Below are 22,304 nucleotides of genomic sequence, written 5' to 3'. Positions count from 1 at the left end.
TAATAAAAATGCCTCAAATATTTTGAGGCATTTTTATTATATTTCATAATTGATATTATAAAAAATTAATGAAGAATCAAGACTTTTTATTTAAGGCTATAGAGGGTAAAACTGTAACTTGGTGCAGTAACGAAAATCAATATGTAGTATTAGAAAATATTACTGCAGATATCATAAAAAGACTATACAAAGAGATTCCTATAAAAGATATTGCAAAAGCCTTATCTAAAAAAATTGATGCTCCAGAAGAAAAAACTATTGATTTTATTTTAGATATAAAACGTCGTTTTTTAAAATCTAAAACTAAAAAAGACAGGTCAATTATTAATGATCATAGAGATGTTAAAAAACCTGATAGCTTTGAATACGTTAAATTTTATCAGGTAAATAATATTATTTTTAAAGTATCATTTTTTAGTGAAAATGAGCTTTACTTAATTCACCCTAAATTTTCTCACTTAGAAACTAAAAAAACAACTGATTATCATCATGCTTTCGATGTTTTCACCAAACATAATTATACTTTTTTAACGGTTAATAATCACATTATAGGTTCTTGGTCTAGAAATGATATTCATTATTTTCAAGGGAAATTTTCAATGGAATTAATTCAAAAAATTCATCATAAAGAAGAAAGTGAATGGATGGGTGTTTTTCATGCCTCTGCTTTAAGTAATGATAAAAAAGCTATACTATTTTTAGGAGATTCTGGAAATGGAAAAAGTACTTCTTTAGCTTTATTACAAGCTAATGGTTTTACCTGTTTAGCAGACGATTTTGTACCTATTGATGAAAAAGAGCAAGAAGTATATAGTTTTCCAGCAGCTATATCTATAAAAAAAAACAGCTTAGAAACTTTACTACCCATTTATCCAGAACTCGAAACTACAGCAGAATATAATTTTGAAAGATTAAATAAAATTGTACGTTTTTTAAAACCTAACAATACCGATTTTACACAACATTTACCTTGTAAAGAATTAATATTTATAAAGTATGAAAAAGATGCTAAACTTAATTTTTCAGAAATTTCTAAATTAGAAGCTTTTCAACAATTAGTCCCAGATTCTTGGCTTTCTCCAAATAAAGAAAATGCAGCTATTTTTTTAGACTGGTTTTCTAAATTAAACTGTTACAGTTTAACCTATTCTAAAAATGAAGAAATGATAGATCTAGTTACTAAAATCTTTAATGATGAATTATTTTAATTATTATTAACTACTTTTTTAACATCGTCAAAATCTAATCCTCCATAATTACCAGAACTCATTAAAACCAAAGCTGTTTTTTCTAAATTTTGAGAGAATAGAAAATCTTTAAATTCTTGCGGGTTTGTATAAATAATTAAATCATCTCTTTGAAAAGCATTTGCAATTTGAGCTTCTGAAACCTCATCTAATTTTTTAATTTTTACTGCATGAGGTGAAAAGAAAACAACAGCTTTATCTGCATAATCTAATGCGCCTTTATACTGCTCTAAAAATTCTGCATTTAAGCTAGAATACGTATGCAGCTCTAAACAAGCTAAAACTGTTCTTTCTGAGTATTGCTCTTTTACAGCTTTTGTTGTTGCTGAAACTTTAGAAGGTGAATGTGCAAAATCTTTAAAGATAACTGTGTCATTATTTTCAGCAATTTTTTCTAATCGTTTACTTGCACCTTTAAAACTTGCTATTGCTTCATAAAAGTCATCTTCATCAATACCCATATGCTGACATATCCATTTAGCACCAGCTAAATTTTGTAAATTATGTTTTCCAAAAATTTCTAAAGGCAAGTCACCTGATGTTGTTTCTAAATAAGTGATACCATTATCAATAAAATGATCTGGAGTTCTATAAGGATATTTTTTAATGTGATTAGTTGAATTTTCGACAACATCAACTACATTCTCATCTTCTTCATTATACACCATACTTCCTCCATTTGTTAAAGAGTCTGTAAAAATTGAAAATTGCTCTTTATAATTTTCAAAAGTTGGAAAAACATTAATATGATCCCAAGCAATACCACTTAACAATGCTATGTTTGGTTTGTATAAGTGAAATTTAGGACGCATATCTATAGGTGAACTTAAATATTCATCGCCTTCTAAAACGATAAATTCGTTATCAGTGGTAAGATGCACCATAGTTTCAAAACCATCTAATTGTGCACCAACCATGTAATCTACTTCTCTTTCATGATAATTTAATACATGTAAAATCATAGAAGTTATGGTTGTTTTACCATGTGAACCTCCAATAACAACTCTTGTTTTATCTTTAGATTGTTCAAATAAAAACTCTGGATAAGAATAAATTTTAAGTCCTAACTCTTGCGCTTTTAATAATTCTGGATTATCAATTTTTGCATGCATTCCTAAAATAATTACATCTAAACTATTAGAAATTTTTTCTGGAAACCAACCAAAAGTTTTAGGTAACAACCCATACTTTTCTAGTCTTGATTTTGATGGATCATGAATCGTATCATCACTTCCAGAAACCTCATATCCTTTTTGATGCAAAGCAATGGCAAGATTATGCATTGCACTTCCTCCTATAGCTATAAAATGAATTTTCATATATAAATTTGAACAGTAAAAATACAAAAGCTTACTAAAGTAATGATCTAAAATGTATTTTTAATAACGATAACTTTTATCATATAAATCATTTTAAATTGCTTATGAGTTAAATTTCAACTCAAAAATTCTATATTTTTGTTAAAGAATCATAAAATATTTATAATCATGAAAAAAGTAATTTTAGTTTTTAGTTTAGTTTTTGCAGCTATATTATCTTCTAATGCACAAGATGTTTCTGACAATGCAATAGGTATACGTTTTGGAGGAGGAAATGGAATTGGAGGTGAAATTTCATATCAAAAAGCATTAGGTAGCAATAATAGACTAGAAATTGATTTAGGATTAGCAAATGAGTTTAATGATTTTAAAGCCACTGCTTTATATCAATGGGTTTGGAATTTAGAAAACCAATTTAACTGGTATGCAGGTTTTGGTGGTGGTATTGTTTCTAATAAAGGAACTGGAGTTTATGGTTCTGGAGTTATTGGAATAGAGTACAATTTTAGTGCACCAATTTTATTATCTATAGACTATAGACCAGAAATAGGAATTACTGGTGAATTAGATGGGTTAAATTCTGATGTTGCTATATCTGTTAGATATCAATTCTAAATAAAGAATTAATCATAAAAAAACCTCTAAATTTTATTTAGAGGTTTTTTTTATTAAAGGATATTCATTTAAAATTTGTTGAATAACCTTTTTGTAATGATTTGTTTTTGCATCTGGTTTTCTTTTTTCTGATACTTTAGAATTTAAAACACCTTCCCAAAAAAGTGTATTTGTTTTTGCATTTACAAACTCAACAATTAACTCTTCATTAATTTTTTTACCTCCTATTGGTATTCCTCCACCAACACCTATTCCCCCATTTCCAAATCCAATATTAATGGTATTTGTAGTTTGTAATTCAGAATAATTTACAATTACATTTATTAAAAAATCTGAAGTGTCTTGTTTTTTAAATCCTGATGAAATAAGCACAGAATCTAAAGCAGAAGTAACACGTTTTACATCTAATTCATTTAATCCTTTTCCTATATCTTCATAAAAGTTATAAGATTTGAATTTTGATAAATCTATAGTTTTATCATAATCTGTCATCACTTTAGAAGAAGAACAACCAAATAAAAAAACTACTATTAAAAATTTTAAAAATTTCATTTTCTTATTTTTTTCTTTCTACAATTACAACTCTTGTTGGTGTATCTTTTCCATCAATAATACTTTTAGTGCCTTTTGCTACAGCTTGAATGGTTTGTGTAATCACAGTCATATTTAAAGTCTCTGCTTCATCTGTAACTTTATGATAATCTTTATCAACATCTATTGCTGTTGTAGAAAATGTGTGAGAAGGAACTCCTAATCTTGCTAAAGAAGCGTTATCTGATCTAAAAAATAAATTGAAATTTTTATACGGATCTGGAAACAATTGATACCCTGAACCTTCTAAGTTTTTTTGAACTATTTTACCAAAATCTGAACGTTCAAAACCAGTTAGCCAAGCAGTATTTGGACCAAAACTTGGTGTTTTTCCTATCATTTCTAAATTAATGCCTGCTACAAACTTATCTGCATCTATACCTTTACCAAAATGAGTAGAACCAATTAAACCCATTTCTTCTGCTGTAAAAGCAGCAAAAACAATGGTTCTTTCATTACCCACTTTTTTAAAATAATCTGCCAAAGCTAAAACACCAGTTACTCCAGATGCATCATCATTTGCCCCATTATAAATTGAATCTCCTTCTACAGGTTTACCTATTCCTAAATGATCATAATGTGCAGAAATAATAACATATTCATCTTTTTTGCTTTTACCTTCTAAAACACCAATAATATTTGCGCTTTCAATTTCTTTTTTAAACCTTCTGTTTGTAAAAGTGAATGTTTGTCTATAACTGTCAAGTCCTTCAAAATTGGTTAAGCCAATTCTTTTAAACTCATTTTCTATATACTGAGCTGCTTTTTCAATACCCTTGGTTCCAGATCTTCTACCTTCCATTTCATCAGAAGCCAATGTATATAAATGCTTTTTTACCAAAGTAGAATCAATAAAAAAAGCAGAAGTAGATATATCCTCTTTTTTTACTCCATCTTTACCATCATTGCCAGATTTTCCTGTTTGAGTAATTTTACAACTACTTGCTATAAAAAGTATACTTATTAAAAGTATTTTAATTGTTCTCATCATTTTTAAAACTATTTATGCTATAAATATAACTAATTTAATTCCTTATTTTTGCCTAAAATTTTACCAATGATTTTATCTGAAATTCCAAATATTAAACACGTAAACTCAAATAATTTTTTCTTATTGGCTGGACCCTGTGCTATAGAAGGTGAAGAAATGGCTTTAAGAATAGCTGAAAAAGTGATTTCTATTACTGATAAATTAGAGATTCCTTATATTTTTAAAGGAAGTTTTAAAAAAGCAAACAGAAGTAGAATTGATAGTTTTACAGGAATTGGTGATGAAAAAGCTTTAAAAATATTGCGTAAAGTTTCTGAAACTTTTAATGTACCTACAGTAACAGATATTCATGAAGTTTCTGATGCTGCTAAAGCTGCAGCCTATGTAGATGTTTTACAAATACCTGCCTTTTTAGTAAGACAAACAGACTTGGTAGTAGCTGCTGCAAAAACTGGTAAAGTTGTTAACTTAAAAAAAGGGCAATTTATGAGTCCAGGTGCCATGAAACATGCTGTACAAAAAGTAAAAGATGCTGGATCTAATAAAGCTTGGATTACAGATAGAGGAACCATGTTTGGTTATCAAGATATGATTGTAGATTTTAGAGGAATACCAGAAATGCGTGAATTTGCTCCTACAATTTTAGATGTTACTCACTCTTTACAACAACCAAACCAAACAGTTGGTGTTACTGGAGGTAGACCAGAAATGATAGAAACTATTTCTAGAGCTGGAGTTGTAAATAATGTAGATGGTTTATTTATAGAAACTCACTTTGACCCTGCTAATGCAAAAAGTGATGGTGCTAATATGTTACATTTAAATAATTTAGAAAAGTTACTTACCAACTTAGTAGCTATAAGAAAAACTGTAAATAATTTATAACCACAATTTTTAGGCATAAAAGTTGTTTATTTACATATTATGAAACAACTTTTATTTTTATTCCTTACTATAACTTTAAATTCTTACTCACAAGACTTTAGTAAAGTTGATAACATTGTAAAAGCATACCCAAAATTTTCTAAAGTAGAAGATTTAGTAAATAAAATTAGTGCTGATTTTACTTCTGACTCTGATAAAATTAGAGCTTCATTTTATTGGATTGCTACAAATATTAGGTATAATTTAAAAGAGTATTATAAGCCAACTCAAAGACGATACAGTTTTTATTATTCTTCTGAAGAAGATAAAAAACAAAAATTACAGACCCTTGTAGATAATCTAGTAATTAAAACTTTTATCTCTAAAAAAGGTGTTTGTGAAGAGTATGCACAATCTCTAAAAAAAATATACGATTTATTACAGATAGAAAGCACTGTAATTAAGGGTTATGTAAGAAATAATGCCAATGAAATTGGTAAAATTAGACATAATACTAACCATGCTTGGAATGCTGTAAAATTAAATAATGAATGGATTATTTTAGATGCAACTTGGGCTGCTGGTTATGAGCTAAATAGAAAATGGGTTAAAGAGTTTGATAATTATTACTATAATATCCCTAAAGATAAAATTTTTAAAACACACTTTCCAGAAGAGACTATTTGGGTATTACGTTTTGGTAGAATGACTAAAGAAGAATTCTACAATCAACCTATATATAATAATACGTTTTTAAGTTCTGGTATTGAATTGAAAAATCCTACCAATGGTATTATCAACGTTAGAAATAAAGCGAATTTAGAGTTTGAATTTATAGGCTTAAACGAATCTTTGTATTATTTACTTTCTGGAGAGAAGTACTTAAAAAAAGCCAAAATCATAAAGAAAGGTGAAAAATCGATAGTTAGTATTGAAAATCCAAAAAGAAAAACAACTTTAATATTTTTTATTAAAAACAGAAATGCAGTTCAATTTAATCTTGTTTATTAAAGCTAATCTCTTTTGTAAAAACCTTTTTCTTTTAATTGATGAGCTTCATCTAAAACTGAAAGTAAAACCTCTTCATTAATATCTTCTAACTTAAAGTATCTTAACGATTTTACAACTTTTCTATTTTCTGAAACTAAGTATTCATTATATTTAGTTAGATGTGCAGAAACCCAAAAAGCAACATCTACAAAACCTTTCTTTTTAGAAGGATTTAAATAACAAAAAGGCTTGTTATCTAAATAATAAAAAGGGATTTTCCATTTAAATTGAAGCTCTACCTCAGGAAAAGAAGTTTCAATTAAAATTTGTAAATGAAGTAATATAGATCTAAAAGGTTCTGGTTGACTTAAAATGTATTCTTCAGCAGGTTTCATTTTTTGTATATTTACGAAAGTTAAAAAAAATATGAGTAAACACGATAATTTCGAAGTCAATTTTTCTTTAAAAGGTTTTGCCAGTATTCAAATAGGCATCTATGTTTTAATTGCTGCTTATTTGATTAAAAATATCTTAACTGGTTTTTTAATAGATGATAACCCAGCTGGAATGTTGTCTGTAGAAATAATAGAAATCGCTGTAATTTCAATACTAATTTTAACTTTCTTATTTTCTTCAATGGCTTTATATTTTAAAGCTAGAAGAGCTTCTAGACGATTTCAACATAAAATTTTTAACAGTAAAACTAAAAAGGCTTTATTAGTTTATGTGATTTTTTTAATATCAACTTTTACTATTCTTATTAGTTTAAAGAATTTAGGCTATGTAGATTTTATAACACCTTCTTTTTTAATATTATATGGAATATTCTTGTTTTTTTTGAAGCATAAATCAAGAAAAAATATTTTAATTATTTCTTTAGTAAGTGTTTTGTTGGCAGCCTTGTGTATTGTTATCCCTAGCTATTGGTATTCTTCATTATTTATTTTAGGAATTACGCATATTACTTATGGAGTTGTTGTAAAACATTAATCTCCAATTTTAAAACCCGTTTTTTTATAGTCTTTTGGTATATTTTCTGGTGGAACTGTTAATGAATTTCCATCTCTAACTGCATTATAATGAGGAGAAAGAATTTCTATACCAGCATTATGCATCTCATTTTTTATATTCTCATGCAATAATGAATAGATTATAGCTGATTTTTCAGGAGTCTTTGTATGGCAATTTATTTCGTAATTAATATAGAAATCATCTAAACTTTTTACTAATACAAATGGCTCTGGCTTTTGTAAAATCATATCTGTACTTTTTGCTCCTTTAATCAGTGATTTTATAACATCTCCACTTGGCACATCATACCCTATAGTAACAGATGTATGTAAAATTATACCTACCTCTTCTGCTGCATTTTTACTAAAATTTATGATATGATTACCCAATATTGTAGAATTTGGCACTGTTACATCTAAATTTTTAATAGTTCTTACCCTTGTTACTAATAAGCTTCTTTCTGTTACATCACCAACTGTATCTCCTATTTCTACTCTATCTCCAAGTTTAAAAGGTCTCATATACGTAATTACAATACCTGCAACAATATTAGAAATTGCTGATGTAGAACCTAAAGAAAATAATACTCCAAAAAATATTGAAACCCCTTTAAAAGCATCTGATCCAGAACCAGGTATGTATGGAAAACATATAATTGCTGCAAATGCAATAACTACAATTCTCACTAAATTAAAAGTTGGTTTTGCCCAATCTGCATGAAATCCATCTAATCTAACTGCCTCTCTCTCTAACTCACCAGTTAAATATTTTAAAAATTTTAGTAGATATTTAGTTATAAAAACAATAACGATTATAAAGAAAAATCCTGGTAAAAATTCTAAGAAACCATCAATTAAAAAATAAACAGGTTTCATAACATACTCTAAAACTTTATCTGCGTATTCTTTTGTTTCAGGTAAAAATTTAAAAACAAAAGGCAAATAGATAATTAAGAAAAAAAGACTGATTGATATCCTTAAAATACGAATTGCAAACTTTATGATATGCTTTTCTCTTCTTGGAGTAATAAATTTAAAAAGCTTAGCTACTTCTTTCTTCTTAAATAATACATTTCTATCTATTTTATCTGCTTTAGATTGCAACCACTTAAAAAACTTTCCTATAAGAAAGAAAAATAGTATGAGTCCTAAAATGGAAAGTCCAAAATATACATAGTTCAATAGCATAAATGATTAGTTTAAATTGTTATAAGAGTAAAAATACTTAATTTTTAATTAGTCCTCTTTTTTAGGAAAAGCAGTAATTTCAAAAGCTGCAGAAGCTACTTCTATTTTACCTTTTGATGTTTTAATTGCAGATAAGATTTTATCAAATAACACAGATTTTGTACTTCTTCGTGACTTGAAATCAACAACGTATCTCAAAGTAAAGGTTATCCAGTTTTCATCAAATGTCATAGTTACCATTGGTGCAACACTAGCATTCTCAATGGCATAAGTACCAATCATTTTATCCCAAGCAGTTTGTGAAGTTTTTGCAAAATCACCTACCTCACTTTCTAAAATAGTTAAAAAAGTATCTTTTGCATAGTGATAATCACCATCAGTTTTTACAGGTATTGTAATTTCATCCCACAAAAAAGGGAAATCACCAGAGTAATTGTAAACAGGTTCTTTAAATACAAAACTATTGGCAACACGTACCATTTTACCATTATATAAATCCCCATTTACCCAATCTCCAATTTCCATTAAAGTGGTTCTTAACAAACCTATATCAATAACATCACCCTTTATACCACCCAACTTTACACGATCACCTACTTTGTAAAAGTTGCTTGTAAACACTGTTACATAACCTGCAACACTTACAATTACTTCTTGTAAAGCAAATGCAATACCTGCACCTGCAACACCTAACGCAGTTCCAATACCAGAAAGTTTAGTATTAAAAATATACATAATACCAAACACAAATAATACGTAACCTAAAAAGTTAATTAATTTTTTGAATTTGTATTTAGAACTATTGTCTTTTGCAATCTTGAATGTAGCTTTTTGTAAAACTTTTACAATGATATACACAATTACAAACAGCAAAAAAATAGATGCAGTTTTGGTAAAAATTGGATGATTTAGTATTTCATTGATTTCCATAAATCTAAATAATAAAACTCGAACAAATGTAAATTATTTTCCAATATAAAATATTTTATAAAAAGTCTTTTTGAATTTTTCTCACAATATCCTCTAAACCATTGATTTTTATTTCATAAATACTAGCCATTTGTTTCCCTAACTACCCATTTGGGAAACCTTGGTTTTTAAACCAAACTAAATAAGCTTCTGGTAAATCAATTAAAAAGCTGTTTTTAAATTTACCAAAGGGCATTTTGGCTTTAGCTAATTCTATTAACAGTTGGTGATTATTTTCCATTAGAGCAATGTAATCTTTCTTAAATAATTATGAAATTAAATACTAAGTTCTCGATACAATTTCTCTTTACTCAAAATTACTCGAACAGACTGTCGTTAAAGACCAACAACTAAAAACCATAAACGAATAACTAAATTATTCTTTACTATCTATATAATCTTGAAGATACGAAAAACGTTCTGTAAGCTTACCATTCTCTGTCATTTTTGCACGAGCTAAAACTCCATCTTTATCATTATTAAAAAAAGCAGGAATAACATTTTCTAAAAACATTTCTCCAAATCCTTCACTAGCATCTTTTGGTAATTCACATGGTAAATTATCTACAGCCATTACAACAATTGCGTCTTTATCTGTGTAATTTACTTCTTTCTCTTTTTTAGGATGATACCCATAAATAGGTTCTGCTATGGTTGATGGTCTTATTGTAGAAGCAACTGGGCCATCTATATCACAAGAAATATCTGCAACATATTTTATTTTAAAATTTTGTTTTTTAGCATCTTCTCTAGTAAATAAATAAGGAGAACCATCTCCAAAAAAGTGCCCAGCAATAAAAAAGTCTGTAACTTCTGCAAAACGCATAAAATTAGATTCATAAGATTCTGGATGATTATAAAAATCTAAATTGTCTATTATTTGTCCATCTTTTCGTTTGTTATAATCTAAAACATCTATCATGCAATACACAACTTCGTTAAAAGTTTTAGATAGATACTCATCTACAGAAACTTGTATTATGTTCATTGCATCTAACATTTCTTTTGCTCCATAAGCTACTTTACCATTTCCTGTAAGTAATATTTTAAACTTATTACTTAGTGTAATTTTTTGTAACTCCTTAATTAATTCTTTTTTACTATCTAAAGTTTCTCCTTTAGGTAATTGAAAAGATTTAGTAGTTAACCCAATAGCTCTAAAGCCATTATATGCACCAACAATACCAGCATATCTTCCAAAACCAATTAAACGCATTCCGTTTTCTTTTGTAATGGTTTCATGATCGTACAACTCTATGTTTTTGTCTAAAATTGCTTTAAGTAAATTTCTATTATAAGGTTGCTTTTTAATAGTGTGGCTAAAAAAAAAGTATTTTTTATTTGGTATTAAAGCATCTACTGGTACTTCCTTTACACCTAAAAGAACATCACAAACAGTCATATCTTTAGACACTTGAATATTCTCTTTTGTATATTCTTCATCTGTAAAAACTCGAATATCTGAACTTTCTACTTCAATTTTAGCAGTTGGAAATTTTTCTTGTAATTCTTTAAGTTTTTTAGGTGAGAAAACAACTCTTCTATCAGGTGGATTTTTACGTTCTTTGATGATGCCAAACTTCATTTGATGTTTTTTATAAAATTCTGAATACCAACTTATACCATTTGGTATAAATTTTGCTCTAAGATATTAGATTTTCTAAGGATAGACAACAGTATTTTTTATACTTTTGCAATCCACATTTTTATAGTAAAAATGTTCTTTGACAATTTGGGGACGACTGGTTTTGACAGCAAGGTCAGTGAATTGGTAAGCATATCAAGGAGTGAAATGATACTTGTAAAACTTATTTCAAAATTATAAACGGCGAAGATAACTACGCTTTAGCTGCCTAATCTGAATTATAGTAAGATTAAGCCTCGGCTCACTAGGTGAGCAAGCTTTATGTCCACGAAAAGCCTTGGTTTACGGCGTTTCATTTTTGGGCATCGTAAAAGTAAACATAGAAAACCTATTACTTCGTTAGGTTTTTGAAATTTAAGAAGTTAAGTGTAAAGTAGGTTGTTCTTAATCAGCTTTACAACGAAAACTAAGTAAGAACTAAATATGTAGAAAGCTTATTGGCTGCTTGTTTGGACCCGAGTTCGATTCTCGGCGTCTCCACAAAAAAAAATCCGTAACTATTTAGTTACGGATTTTTTTTTTAAATATATTAAAACTGAATTATCTACTTCTTCTAGATCTACCCATTCTATTTGTTCTCATCTCCATCATCTTTTTCTTTACAGTTGATGCATAATCATTTTTAGTAATTTCTGTTCCTTTTGTTGGTGCTTCTATAGCAACTTGCTGCTTGTTATTAATTTCAATTTCAGTACATAATAATGTGGTTCCACCAGAACTTACTTCTAAGATTAAACCAGGTAAACCCCAGAATTCTGCTGGCCCTTGAGAAACTGGAATTTGTGGTGTATACCAAGCTTCAACAATTTCTAAATTTTCTTCTGGCTTTTTATCAGTATTTCTTAAATCACTCCAAGAAAAATTATACCATTCTAATTCATTTTTTGGAACAAAAGCTTTTGCTTTGTAACAAGTATATTGACCAATCTTTTTGGTTTCTGAGCCCATTTCCCAATTTATTTTATATAAATCGTCTTTTACTATAAAACGTTTACCATAAAATTCTTGAGCTTGAATTAATTTATTTTCTTTTACATTTTTATATTGATCTCCTCTAGAGAAATAACTACCCCAAGAATCTGTTGCACCAGAAATAGCATCGATTTTCTCATCTTCTAAAAACATTGCTTCTTGCATGTTAAAAGTTAAAATGTATGTTTTTTCTAATCTATTTTTTAATCTAGCAGCTATTTGTTTTTTTTGACCTTCGCTCATTCTTGCTCCCCAATTTCCAAGCTCCATTTTAGTTTTAGACTTGTATACAGCTTTTCCTTGGAAACTCTGACCGTAAAAATTTATTGATATAAATATTATAAAAATAGAAAGTAGCGTTTTTTTGATAAGTGATTTCATTTGGTTAAATTTTGTCTAACAAATATATGTTTTTATTAAACATTTTTAGATGTGTATTATAAATTTTAACAATTATTTAATTATCAACCTATTAAAGCATTTATCTACTATTCTAAAAATATCAAAAATATATGTTAAATATAGTCAAGCATGTAAGTTTTAAATATAAAATACGTTCTAATAAATAGATAAGAACATTCTTATCTTTCTTTTTCATAGCAATTTTCCCACTTCTTACTTAGGAGTGGGTTTTTTATTTTTATATTGCATTTAAAGAAGATAGAAATTGCAAAGAATTATAGTTTCTGTAACGAATGATTTATCAACAGATCAAAGAGTTGAAAAGGTATGTAGCACCTTAGTTAAAAATGGATTCAACATTTTACTTGTTGGTAGACTTTTAAAAAATAGTAAGCCTTTAAATAGAGCTTATAAAACCAAACGCTTTAAACTATTTTTTAACAACGGTTTTTTATTTTATGCTGAATATAACATTCGTCTTTTTAGTTTACTGCTTTTTTCTAAAAAAGATATACTACTATCTAATGACTTAGACACTTTACTACCAAATTACTTAGTAAGTAAGCTTCAAAACAAAAAATTAGTTTACGATAGTCATGAGTTGTTTCCTGAAGTTCCTGAATTAGTAAAAAGACCTTTAGTGAAAAAAGTTTGGACATTTTTAGAAAGTAATATTTTACCAAAATTAAAAAACAACTATACAGTTTGCGATAGTATAGCTAGATATTATAAAGAAAAGTACAACACGAATTTTAATACTATTAAAAATTTACCAAATTCAAAAACAATTGATTTAGGTAAATTTCCTTTTAATACTCAAGGTAAAAAAATTATTATTTATCAAGGAGCTATAAATTTAGGGAGAGGATTAGAATTAATGATAGAATCTATGAAGTTTCTTAATAACCACTTATTAATAATTATTGGTTCTGGAAATTTAACTAAAGAATTACAAAATTTAGTTGAATTGAAAAGTTTACAAGCTAAAGTGAAATTTTTAGGAAGAATTGAACCTAGAGAACTTCACAAATTAACTCCACTTGCAAGTTTAGGTATTAGCTTTGAAGAAGACTTAGGATTAAATTACAGATATGCACTACCCAATAAAATATTTGATTATATACAAGCAGAAGTACCCATTTTAGTTTCTAATTTACCAGAAATGAAACAAATTATAAAAGATTATAAAGTTGGTGAGATTTTAATAAATAGAAATCCTAAAAGTATTGCTAAACAAATTGAGTCTATGTCAGAAAAGGATTATAGTATAGCTTTAGAAAAAGCGAGAAAAGAATTAATTTGGGAAAATCAAGAACAAGAGTTATTATCAATATTCAATAATCTTTCTTAACTATTTTTTGTATTGATGTGGATTTTCTCTAACACCTTTTTTAAATAAAACTCTTAAAGATTGCCTGATTCTGTTATCAATTTGAAGTACAAAATCTTTAATTTTTTCTGAAGGCCTTCCTCTAAAGGTAGTTACATGAAAAGTATCTGAATTTAACAATGGTGTTGAAGAAAAGTAATAATTAGACACACAACATCTTATAGCATCAACTTCTACTTTACTAACTGAATGCCATGATTTTTGATGAGTAGCCATAACAACTAATCTATTAAATTTACTTTCAATTGTTGTCTGTTTATCTTTAATACCTTTTGGCCAAATCTCTAAATTTCCACCATTTTCTAACTCCCAATTTGGAGTAACATAATACAACAAATTTAAAACTCGCCATCTATCTCTATCTTTATCATGAGAATTATCTAAATGAGGATTTAAAAAATTTTCTTTACCCATTAAAGACAAACCTCCTGCATATAATTTTTCATCAGCAGAAATTTCTTCGATTTCACATATCTCTCCTACTAATTTTACAATTCTAATGTCTTGAAAAGCATAAATAACTTCTTCTAATAAAGCATCATATTTATCCATTTGATAAGCTGTATGCTTTAACTCTCTAAAACTTTTTCTCTTTACAGTCTCTTCTATTCTAGGGAATTTTTTATAAATCTCAAGTGCAAATTCTTTAGGTAATAAATCATCTAAAAAGAAAAATCCAATCTCTTTTTTTGAGGCTTCAAATTGATTTTTTAAATCCTCTTTATTGATATTAATTTTATCAAAAATTAAATTTGCTATGTCTTTTCTAAATTTCATTATTCGCTTTTAGATGACACAAATATGAGACTTTTAAACAATTTAGATAAAATAAAGATTTCTTCCTAATTGCTTTATCTTCAAAATAAGGATTCAATTTTCCAATAAAGTTTGAAATTCTTAAAGTTTGTAAAAGCTTTAAAATTTTTAATAAAATGGTTTCATTAGATGAAATTAAGTTTTCTTGATTTAGAAAATATAAGTTTTTCATAGCTTGTTTTGTTTTGGCAACAAAGCTTTCATCACTTTCTAAACCAAGATGATAAATTTCATTAGAAATATGATGAATTTTAAAGTTTTCATTTTTTAATGCAAGTGCAAACAAAAAATCTTCTCTACCATATTTAGTCAATTTTTCTTCAAATTTAATGGTTTTAAAAATACCTTTATCAATCAAAAAATTAGAAGTAAAAAAGTATTTATAAGGTTTTTTATTTCTTAACCTTGCTGATATTTCTTCATTTTTTAAGCCATGTTTTACATGTAACAATCCTTTAGTTTTTGGGTTTCTTTCATATTTAATTCCACCACAAAAAACAGTAAATCTACTTTTTTTAGTTTCGTCTATATAGGTTTTTATAAAGTTTGTATTTACAGGTAATACATCTCCGTCTAAAAAGAGTAACCAACTATATTTTGCTTTTTTTGCAAGTAAATTTCGAATAGCACTTCTTCCTAAATTATCTTTTAAAACTGAGAAACTACAATTTTCAAGCAGATTTATTTTATCATTAATTGGATTAAGACTAGAATTTGAAGCATCATCTAGACAAATTATTTCAAAAGTAATTTGTTCTTTTATAAGTTGTTTTTGAAGTAACTCTACTAATGGTAGAGCATTATAGTTGTAGATAGGAATAAGTACAGAAAGCATTATACCTTTGCTTGTTGTGCAACTTCAAACAACTCACCAGCTTCAACTTTAATGGTTTTGTGCTTAAATTTTACGATAAGTTGATAATCATGAGTTGCCATTAAAATAGTTTTCCCACTTTTATGAATTTCATTCAGTAAATGCATAACTTCTAAAGAAGTTTTCGGATCTAAATTTCCTGTAGGCTCATCAGCTAAAATTAACTCAGGATCGTTTAACAAAGCCCTTGCAATTGCGACTCTTTGTTGTTCACCTCCAGAAAGTTCAAAAGTTTTTTTGTAGTACTGCTTTTGCATACCTACTTTTTCTAAAACTTCGTTAATTTTTGCTTTACGTTCTTCTTTGTTTTTCCAACCAGTAGCTTTTAAAACAAATTCTAAGTTATCAAAAACGTTTCTATCATTTAACAATTTAAAATCTTGAAATACAATCCCGATTTTTCTTCTTAAAAAAGGGATGTCTTTTTCTTTTAATTTTTTTAAATCAAAACCAACAATAGTTCCTGTACCTCTTTGCAAACGTAAATCACCATAAAGTGTTTTCATAAGACTACTTTTTCCACTTCCTGTTTTTCCAATCAAGTAGTAAAAATCTCCAGTATCTATCTTTAAATTTACTTTAGATAAAACTAAATTATCTCTTTGATAAATATCTGCATTCTCTAGATGTAAAACTGAATTTTCCATAAAAAAAGTAGTTTTCACAAACTTAAAATTTTCGTTTCATTTTTCAACAATAAAACGAGATTATTATTAATTTTGATATACTAATTTTTAGTTTTTTTTGATTTACATCCAACAATCGCTAAAAAATTTCGTTACTAGCTATGAGCACAAAATCAATTGTATGAAACCCATTTCTATAAAAAGAAAGTTATTAGTTTTAATCATTTTTATGTCAGCTTTTTATGTAAAAGCTCAACAATCTAATATTGATGTAAATACTAATTCTGAATTTAATAGTGCATTAAAATTATACAATAATAAATCTTATGCTGCTGCACAAAAAACCTTCGAAAAAGTGCTTCAGGATGCTGATAAAAACACATCATTACATTCAGATGCATCTTATTTTGATGCTATGTGTGCTATAAAACTAAATCAAACTGATGCTGATAAAAAAGTATTACGTTTTGTTGAAGAAAACCCAGCTAGTAGTAAAAAAAATAAAGCTTATTTTAATGTAGGCAACTATTATTTTTCAAATAAAAAAGCTGCACATGCTTTAAAGTGGTATCAAAAAGTAAATATGGATTTGATATCTAAAGAAAATCAAAAAGAACTTAATTTTAAAATGGGTTATGGTTTGTTAGTTGCCAATAAATTAGCATTAGCAAAAGATAAATTTTTACCTTTAATTAATGATGCTAAATATGGTAATGATTCTCGTTATTATTATGGTTTTATTGCTTATAAATTAGAAGATTATGGCATTGCAGAGTCAACGTTAAAAGAAATTGCTGATAACGAATCTTATAAAGCTGAAATTTCTTACTACTTATTAGATATCAGTTTTAAAGCTGGTAAGTTTGACAGATGTATAGAAGTTGGAAAAGAATTACTAAAAGATGCTAAAAGAAAAGAAGCTTCAGAAATTTCCAAAATTATTGGTGAAAGCTTTTTTAATTTAAAAAAATATGATGAAGCTATACCTTATTTACTTGAATATAAAGGTAAAATGGGTAAATGGAATAACACAGATTATTATCAAGTTGGTTATGCCTATTACAAACAAAATGATTTTGAAAATGCTATAAGATTTTTTAACAGAATTATCGATAAAAAAAATGCAGTATCACAAAACGCCTACTATCATTTAGCTGAATGTTATCTAAATACAGATAAAAAAAATGAAGCTCTAAATGCATTTAAAGCTGCTAGTGAAATGAATTTTAATCTTCAAATTAAAGAAGATGCTGCTCTAAATTATGCTAAATTGAGCTATGAATCTGGTAATCCTTACAAAGATGTTGCAGATGTTTTACAAGATTATTTAAAGAACTACCCTAACTCTAAAGCTTACAAAGAGATTAATGAATTAGTAGTTTCATCTTATATTCATGATAAAAATTATGAAGGAGCTTTAAATTATTTAAAAAAGAAGAATACAAAAGATAACTATGCACTTTCTTTAGAAGTTTCTTTATACAGGGGTATTCAATTATTTAATGAAAAAAAAATAGCAGAAGCATTACCTTACTTCAATAAAAGTACTGCATCTGGCATTAAAAATATAAGTGACAAAGCAAAATATTGGGAAGCTGAGACTTTGTATAGATTAGAAAAATATCAAGATGCTTTATTTAAATTTAACCAATTAAAGAGGTTAGTAAAAGATAATTCATTCCCTTTAATTGATTATAATGTTGGCTATGCTTATTTTAAGTTAGAAGAATATGATAAAGCTTCTGCATCATTTAATAAAGCAACTAAAAATACAGGTATACAAGAAGAAGTTAAATATGATGCTTTTGTAAGATTAGGTGATAGCTATTATGCCAACAGAGAATATAAAAGTGCTATAAACGCTTATCAAAATGTAATTAGTAACGAAGCTTCTCAAGCAGATTATGCACAATATCAAATTGGGATGAGTTATGGTTTTATGAATGATGATAATGCAAAAATTGATGCATTAAAAAAAGTGATTAATAACTATCAAATTTCCTCATTAAAAGATGATGCTCTTTATCAATTAGCAAGTACTTACACAAAAATAAAAGATAATACAAAAGCTCATCAAGCTTATGATAGATTGTTTAATAAATACCCAGATAGTAATTTTTTATCAAAAGCTTTAGTTCGTCAAGGACTGTTGTATTACAATGATAACCAAAACAAACAAGCTTTAAATAAATTTAAATTAGCAGCAACAAAATTCCCTAATTCTTCAGATGCACTTCAAGCAGTTAGAAACGCAAAAAATATATATGTAGATGAAGATCGTTTAGACGATTATGTAGCTTGGACTAAAACTTTAAGTTTTGTTGAAGTATCTGATAATGAGTTAGAAAACACTTCTTTCTCTATTGCTGAAAAAAGATATTTTGAAGGAAAAACAAATGCAACAATCTTAAGTTTAAAAAAATATTTACGAAGTTTTCCAAAAGGAAAAAACAGTTTAAAAGCTACTTATTATTTAGCTGATGTTCTTTTTAAAGAAAAACTATATGATGATGCTCTAAAAAAATATAATGAAGTTTTAGAGGCTGGAATAAGTGAATTTAGAGAAGATGCTCTTGCAAAAACTTCTCAGATTTACTTAGAAAAAGAAGATTATAATAGTGCAATTCCTGTTTTAATAGAATTAGAAAAAGAAGCTTATGCTACAGAAAATCTACTTTTTGCAAAAAGTAATTTAATGAAATCTTATGCTAAAACAGAAGAAAACAAATTAGCCTTAGATTATGCAAAAAAAGTTTTATCTACTAAAAAACTAAGTGAAGATTTAGAGTTTGATGCCAAAAAAATAATTGCTAGAATAAGTTTTATTACAGAAGATTTTTCTACTTCAAAAGAATATTACGAAAATTTAGAAAGTATTGCTACTGGAGAACTAAAAGCTGAAACATTATTCTACAATGCATATTTTAAAAGTATAGAAAAAGATTATGAAGGTTCTAATAAAGTAATTCAGAAATTAATTGCAGATTACTCTAATTACAAATACTGGGGAGTAAAAAGTTACGTAATAATGGGTAAAAACTATTACAATTTAAAAGATGCTTATCAAGCTACCTTTATTTTAGAAAATATAATTAAAAACTTTCCTCAGTTTGAAGATATTGTAAAAGAAGCTCAAGCTGAACTAGATTTAATAAAAACCAACGAAGCCAAAACTAATAATTCTGTAACACCAAAAAACTAAACAATTATGAAAAAAGGCTTAGTTGTATTATTTATGTTATTTTTTGTTTGTAAACAATTTTCACAAAATGTACCTACAAAAAAAGTAGATACAGTTAAAACTGAAGTTGTAGAGGTTGTTAGTAAGTACAACCCTAAAATTGCAGACGCTAATAAAATTAATAAAAATCCTGTTATTCAATTATCTGAAAAAAATAAAAAGAAACCTTTAAAATATACTATATTTTCTGCACCAGTTGCATCTACATTTGTACCTAAAAGTGGTGTAGTAAAAGGTATAGATGTAGGTGTAAGAGAACGTATTTATAATAATTATCTTGCTTTAGGTTATGGTAATTACAATTCACCATATGCTGAACTTTATTTACATAGCAACACACGTTTTGAAGATCAATTTGGACTTCATGCAAAATACAATTCTTCTTTAGACAATATTGAAAACACATTATTAGATAGTAATTTTTCTAACTTTTTTGCAAACGCTTTTTATAAAAAAGAAGAACGTTATTTTGATTGGAAGATAAATGTAGAAACTGCTTTAGACACTTATAATTGGTATGGTTTATCTAATACTAACTTTATAACTTCAACGCTAAACAGTATAGAAGAAAAACAGAATTACACATATTTAAAAGCCACTGGAGAAATAGATTTTTTAGATTCGTATATAGATAAAAGCACATTAAATGCTTCTCATTTTTCAGATAATTTTAAAAGTAGAGAATTCTTTTTTAATTTAAACACCATATTTGATTTACCTATTGATTTTATAAGTAGAAGTTTAAAAAATCTAACCCTAAACACTAATTTAGAATATGTAAGTGGAAGTTTTGAAAGAGATTATGCAAACCAAAACAGAGTAAATTACAGTCTATTTACAGCAAGTGTAAACCCAGAATACAAAACAACATTTAGTGGTTTTTCTTTAAAATTAGGTACTAAGTTTTTTGCTTCTTTTGATACTGAAAATAAAATCAACAATTTTTTAATTTATCCAGATGTATTTCTTCAAAAAGAGTTAGCAAAAGGTAAATTTAATATTTACACAGGTGCTAAAGGAGGCCTACAAACTAATACATTTAGAAGCTTTACAGAAGATAATCCTTTTGTTTCCCCAACACTTTTAATCACACAAACTTCAGAAAAGTATAATGCTTTTTTAGGATTTAATGGAATTATAAATAACGATTTAACTTTTAATATTTCAGCAAGTAGTAAAGATGAAGAAGACAAGCCTCTTTTTATTAAAAATAATTCAAAATCTGATGGTATAAACACTTCTTTAAACGGAAATGCATTATTAGGGTACGAATATGGTAACTCTTTTGATGTAGTTTATGATGATGTTAAAACCACTTCAATTTTAGCAGAATTAGAATATGAGTTTTCAAAAAGAATCTCTTTTAAAGCTGATTTTGAATACCTAAATTATACAACTACAAATCAATTAGAGGCTTGGAATTCACCTAACACACAAGGATCTTTTACTGCTGAATATAAAAACACAAAATGGTTTGCATCAACCAATATATTTTATGTTGGCCAAAGAAAAGATGTAGTTTATACAAGTATTTACCCAACCATAAGTAATGGTACACAAACTCTAGACGCATTTGTAGATATCAATATAAATGGAGGATATCATTTTAACGATAAATTCTCAGCATTTCTAAGGGTAAATAATATTTTAAATAATAGTTATGATCGCTTTGCAAACTTTAATGTTCAAGGATTTCAAATTCTAGGAGGATTAACTTATAAGTTTGATTTTTGATAAAATTAATTCTACATCTAACATTAATAATTATATTAACAATTATAACTCAAATTGGAGGTGTAGTATATTTATTCTCAATATTATTAATAAAAAATAACAAGAAACATTATAGAGTTAAAAGACTATTTACTTTCATAATAATTTATTCAATTTCAACTTTTTTAATAGTTCCAATTGTAGCAACTTATTTTGGAAGAATAAAAATTAATGATAATAATGTAATTGAATCTCACAACTTTTTAACTATACTTTGTAACAGAAACTATGTAGTTCCTGAATTAAATAATACACTAATAGATGTTTCAAAAAAGTTTAAAAAAGAATTCCCTTCTATTAAGATAATTTATTTAGATGCTAACTTTCCTTTTTTTGATGGATTCCCTTTATTACCTCATTTAAGTCATAATGATGGAAAAAAGATAGATTTATCTTTTATTTATGAAAATAAAAATGGAAGTTTTACAAATTTAAAAACTTCAAGAAGTGGTTATGGTGTTTTTGAAAACCCAAAAACAACAGAAAAAAGTCAAACTAAAAGTTGTTTAAAAAAAGGTTTTTGGCAATATGATTTCACAAAGTACTTAACTTTTGGAAAAATCAATAAAAATTTACTGTTTTCAGAAAAAGGAACAAAAAAACTTATTGAAATAATTTTAAAAAATAAAGATGTTAGTAAGCTTTTTATAGAACCTCATTTAAAAAAAAGACTAAATTTATTTAATTCAAAAATAAGATTTCAAGGTTGTAAAGCAGTAAGACATGATGATCATATTCATTTCCAAATAAAATAAGTTTCTCGTTTCATTTTTGTAGTTTT

20 protein-coding genes, 1 other RNA gene and 1 pseudogene are annotated in these 22,304 nt (G+C 27.0%); 10 read left to right on the top strand and 12 right to left on the bottom strand.

Features of this window, described 5'->3' with window-relative positions; translation table 11 throughout:
• The first annotated feature begins 68 nt into the window (after positions 1-68).
• Entirely contained in the window at positions 69-1,208 is a 1,140-nt protein-coding gene (locus ACFOWD_RS06255) for a hypothetical protein (protein WP_377409018.1), read from the top strand.
• Here the strand turns inward: ACFOWD_RS06255 and ACFOWD_RS06250 are convergent.
• Complete coding sequence (locus ACFOWD_RS06250) at positions 1,205-2,566, bottom strand: UDP-N-acetylmuramate--L-alanine ligase (RefSeq protein ID WP_377409016.1); 1,362 nt, start codon at positions 2,564-2,566, stop codon at positions 1,205-1,207. The genes ACFOWD_RS06255 and ACFOWD_RS06250 overlap by 4 nt on opposite strands.
• 168 nt (positions 2,567-2,734) lie before the next feature.
• Here ACFOWD_RS06250 and ACFOWD_RS06245 point away from each other — a divergent pair, with 168 nt between their 5' ends.
• Complete coding sequence (locus ACFOWD_RS06245; protein WP_377409014.1) at positions 2,735-3,181, top strand: hypothetical protein; 447 nt, start codon at positions 2,735-2,737, stop codon at positions 3,179-3,181.
• Between the two features lie 33 nt (positions 3,182-3,214).
• Here ACFOWD_RS06245 and ACFOWD_RS06240 read toward each other — a convergent pair whose 3' ends face one another.
• A complete protein-coding gene (locus tag ACFOWD_RS06240; protein WP_377409012.1) occupies positions 3,215-3,733 on the bottom strand; it encodes a DUF4136 domain-containing protein in 519 nt (172 codons plus the stop codon).
• A 4-nt stretch (positions 3,734-3,737) separates the two neighbouring features.
• Positions 3,738-4,763 (bottom strand): M28 family peptidase, encoded by a 1,026-nt coding sequence (locus tag ACFOWD_RS06235; RefSeq protein ID WP_377409010.1) that lies wholly within the window; start codon positions 4,761-4,763, stop codon positions 3,738-3,740.
• 66 nt (positions 4,764-4,829) lie between these two features.
• On the opposite strand from ACFOWD_RS06235, the gene kdsA reads away from it, so the two are divergent.
• Positions 4,830-5,648, top strand: coding sequence for a 3-deoxy-8-phosphooctulonate synthase (kdsA, locus tag ACFOWD_RS06230; RefSeq protein ID WP_377409008.1), 819 nt, complete (start codon positions 4,830-4,832; stop codon positions 5,646-5,648).
• A 39-nt stretch (positions 5,649-5,687) separates the two neighbouring features.
• The gene (locus ACFOWD_RS06225; RefSeq protein WP_377409006.1) at positions 5,688-6,638 is read left to right on the top strand and encodes a transglutaminase domain-containing protein; all 951 of its coding nucleotides are present in this window, start codon (positions 5,688-5,690) and stop codon (positions 6,636-6,638) included.
• A gap of 2 nt (positions 6,639-6,640) precedes the next feature.
• On the opposite strand, the gene ACFOWD_RS06220 is transcribed toward ACFOWD_RS06225, so the two are convergent.
• On the bottom strand, positions 6,641-7,012 hold the full coding sequence (locus ACFOWD_RS06220) for a DUF1801 domain-containing protein (RefSeq protein WP_377409003.1): 372 nt from the start codon (positions 7,010-7,012) through the stop codon (positions 6,641-6,643).
• A 31-nt stretch (positions 7,013-7,043) separates the two neighbouring features.
• On the opposite strand from ACFOWD_RS06220, the gene ACFOWD_RS06215 reads away from it, so the two are divergent.
• On the top strand, positions 7,044-7,607 hold the full coding sequence (locus ACFOWD_RS06215; RefSeq protein ID WP_377409002.1) for a hypothetical protein: 564 nt from the start codon (positions 7,044-7,046) through the stop codon (positions 7,605-7,607).
• On the opposite strand, the gene ACFOWD_RS06210 is transcribed toward ACFOWD_RS06215, so the two are convergent.
• The 4 genes and pseudogenes from ACFOWD_RS06210 to ACFOWD_RS06195 form a co-directional block, all read right to left on the bottom strand.
• The gene (locus ACFOWD_RS06210; RefSeq protein WP_377409001.1) at positions 7,604-8,815 is read right to left on the bottom strand and encodes a mechanosensitive ion channel family protein; all 1,212 of its coding nucleotides are present in this window, start codon (positions 8,813-8,815) and stop codon (positions 7,604-7,606) included. The genes ACFOWD_RS06215 and ACFOWD_RS06210 overlap by 4 nt on opposite strands.
• Before the next feature lie 48 nt (positions 8,816-8,863).
• Positions 8,864-9,745, bottom strand: a complete 882-nt coding sequence (locus tag ACFOWD_RS06205) for a mechanosensitive ion channel family protein (protein ID WP_377408999.1) — start codon at positions 9,743-9,745, stop codon at positions 8,864-8,866.
• A 55-nt stretch (positions 9,746-9,800) separates the two neighbouring features.
• Positions 9,801-10,025, bottom strand: a pseudogene (locus ACFOWD_RS06200) (DUF3820 family protein).
• Positions 10,026-10,160: 135 nt separating this feature from the next.
• A complete protein-coding gene (locus tag ACFOWD_RS06195; RefSeq protein WP_377408997.1) occupies positions 10,161-11,369 on the bottom strand; it encodes an NAD(P)-dependent oxidoreductase in 1,209 nt (402 codons plus the stop codon).
• A 149-nt stretch (positions 11,370-11,518) separates the two neighbouring features.
• On the opposite strand from ACFOWD_RS06195, the gene ssrA reads away from it, so the two are divergent.
• Positions 11,519-11,912: a transfer-messenger RNA gene (gene ssrA / locus ACFOWD_RS06190) on the top strand.
• A 57-nt stretch (positions 11,913-11,969) separates the two neighbouring features.
• On the opposite strand, the gene ACFOWD_RS06185 is transcribed toward ssrA, so the two are convergent.
• Positions 11,970-12,782 (bottom strand): GLPGLI family protein, encoded by an 813-nt coding sequence (locus tag ACFOWD_RS06185; RefSeq protein WP_377408995.1) that lies wholly within the window; start codon positions 12,780-12,782, stop codon positions 11,970-11,972.
• 286 nt (positions 12,783-13,068) lie between these two features.
• Here ACFOWD_RS06185 and ACFOWD_RS06180 point away from each other — a divergent pair, with 286 nt between their 5' ends.
• On the top strand, positions 13,069-14,154 hold the full coding sequence (locus tag ACFOWD_RS06180; protein WP_377408993.1) for a glycosyltransferase: 1,086 nt from the start codon (positions 13,069-13,071) through the stop codon (positions 14,152-14,154).
• Here ACFOWD_RS06180 and ACFOWD_RS06175 read toward each other — a convergent pair whose 3' ends face one another.
• The 3 genes from ACFOWD_RS06175 to ACFOWD_RS06165 are packed head-to-tail and all read right to left on the bottom strand — an operon-like array spanning position 14,155 to position 16,530.
• Positions 14,155-14,970, bottom strand: coding sequence for a 2OG-Fe(II) oxygenase (locus ACFOWD_RS06175; RefSeq protein ID WP_377408991.1), 816 nt, complete (start codon positions 14,968-14,970; stop codon positions 14,155-14,157).
• On the bottom strand, positions 14,960-15,844 hold the full coding sequence (locus tag ACFOWD_RS06170) for a glycosyltransferase family 2 protein (RefSeq protein ID WP_377408989.1): 885 nt from the start codon (positions 15,842-15,844) through the stop codon (positions 14,960-14,962). The genes ACFOWD_RS06175 and ACFOWD_RS06170 overlap by 11 nt, the downstream gene beginning before the upstream one ends.
• A complete protein-coding gene (locus ACFOWD_RS06165) occupies positions 15,844-16,530 on the bottom strand; it encodes a cell division ATP-binding protein FtsE (protein ID WP_377408987.1) in 687 nt (228 codons plus the stop codon). Before ACFOWD_RS06165 ends, ACFOWD_RS06170 begins: the two co-directional genes overlap by 1 nt.
• Before the next feature lie 160 nt (positions 16,531-16,690).
• Between ACFOWD_RS06165 and ACFOWD_RS06160 the strand changes: the two genes are divergently transcribed.
• The 3 genes from ACFOWD_RS06160 to ACFOWD_RS06150 are packed head-to-tail and all read left to right on the top strand — an operon-like array spanning position 16,691 to position 22,278.
• On the top strand, positions 16,691-19,711 hold the full coding sequence (locus tag ACFOWD_RS06160; RefSeq protein WP_377408985.1) for a tetratricopeptide repeat protein: 3,021 nt from the start codon (positions 16,691-16,693) through the stop codon (positions 19,709-19,711).
• Between the two features lie 6 nt (positions 19,712-19,717).
• The gene (locus tag ACFOWD_RS06155) at positions 19,718-21,484 is read left to right on the top strand and encodes a hypothetical protein (RefSeq protein ID WP_377408983.1); all 1,767 of its coding nucleotides are present in this window, start codon (positions 19,718-19,720) and stop codon (positions 21,482-21,484) included.
• Complete coding sequence (locus ACFOWD_RS06150) at positions 21,481-22,278, top strand: hypothetical protein (protein ID WP_377408982.1); 798 nt, start codon at positions 21,481-21,483, stop codon at positions 22,276-22,278. The genes ACFOWD_RS06155 and ACFOWD_RS06150 overlap by 4 nt, the downstream gene beginning before the upstream one ends.
• Positions 22,279-22,304: the final 26 nt, after the last annotated feature.

The organism is Polaribacter marinivivus (genome assembly GCF_042651285.1).
Lineage (GTDB): Bacteria > Bacteroidota > Bacteroidia > Flavobacteriales > Flavobacteriaceae > Polaribacter > Polaribacter marinivivus.
Note: the sequence above shows the minus strand (reverse complement) of the source record. Positions and strands in the feature narration are given on the sequence as shown.

Bases quoted from the DNA above. Each gene is read 5' to 3' on its own strand.
- ACFOWD_RS06240 (WP_377409012.1), bottom strand. From the start codon at position 3,733: ATGAAATTTTTAAAATTTTTAATAGTAGTTTTTTTATTTGGTTGTTCT.
- ACFOWD_RS06160 (WP_377408985.1), top strand. From the start codon at position 16,691: ATGAAACCCATTTCTATAAAAAGAAAGTTATTAGTTTTAATCATTTTT.
- ACFOWD_RS06175 (WP_377408991.1), bottom strand. From the start codon at position 14,970: ATGAAATTTAGAAAAGACATAGCAAATTTAATTTTTGATAAAATTAAT.
- kdsA (WP_377409008.1), top strand. From the start codon at position 4,830: ATGATTTTATCTGAAATTCCAAATATTAAACACGTAAACTCAAATAAT.
- ACFOWD_RS06235 (WP_377409010.1), bottom strand. From the start codon at position 4,763: ATGATGAGAACAATTAAAATACTTTTAATAAGTATACTTTTTATAGCA.
- ACFOWD_RS06170 (WP_377408989.1), bottom strand. From the start codon at position 15,844: ATGCTTTCTGTACTTATTCCTATCTACAACTATAATGCTCTACCATTA.
- ACFOWD_RS06250 (WP_377409016.1), bottom strand. From the start codon at position 2,566: ATGAAAATTCATTTTATAGCTATAGGAGGAAGTGCAATGCATAATCTT.
- ACFOWD_RS06210 (WP_377409001.1), bottom strand. From the start codon at position 8,815: ATGCTATTGAACTATGTATATTTTGGACTTTCCATTTTAGGACTCATA.
- ACFOWD_RS06185 (WP_377408995.1), bottom strand. From the start codon at position 12,782: ATGAAATCACTTATCAAAAAAACGCTACTTTCTATTTTTATAATATTT.
- ACFOWD_RS06195 (WP_377408997.1), bottom strand. From the start codon at position 11,369: ATGAAGTTTGGCATCATCAAAGAACGTAAAAATCCACCTGATAGAAGA.
- ACFOWD_RS06225 (WP_377409006.1), top strand. From the start codon at position 5,688: ATGAAACAACTTTTATTTTTATTCCTTACTATAACTTTAAATTCTTAC.
- ACFOWD_RS06215 (WP_377409002.1), top strand. From the start codon at position 7,044: ATGAGTAAACACGATAATTTCGAAGTCAATTTTTCTTTAAAAGGTTTT.
- ACFOWD_RS06205 (WP_377408999.1), bottom strand. From the start codon at position 9,745: ATGGAAATCAATGAAATACTAAATCATCCAATTTTTACCAAAACTGCA.
- ACFOWD_RS06220 (WP_377409003.1), bottom strand. From the start codon at position 7,012: ATGAAACCTGCTGAAGAATACATTTTAAGTCAACCAGAACCTTTTAGA.
- ACFOWD_RS06255 (WP_377409018.1), top strand. From the start codon at position 69: ATGAAGAATCAAGACTTTTTATTTAAGGCTATAGAGGGTAAAACTGTA.
- ACFOWD_RS06165 (WP_377408987.1), bottom strand. From the start codon at position 16,530: ATGGAAAATTCAGTTTTACATCTAGAGAATGCAGATATTTATCAAAGA.
- ACFOWD_RS06155 (WP_377408983.1), top strand. From the start codon at position 19,718: ATGAAAAAAGGCTTAGTTGTATTATTTATGTTATTTTTTGTTTGTAAA.
- ACFOWD_RS06245 (WP_377409014.1), top strand. From the start codon at position 2,735: ATGAAAAAAGTAATTTTAGTTTTTAGTTTAGTTTTTGCAGCTATATTA.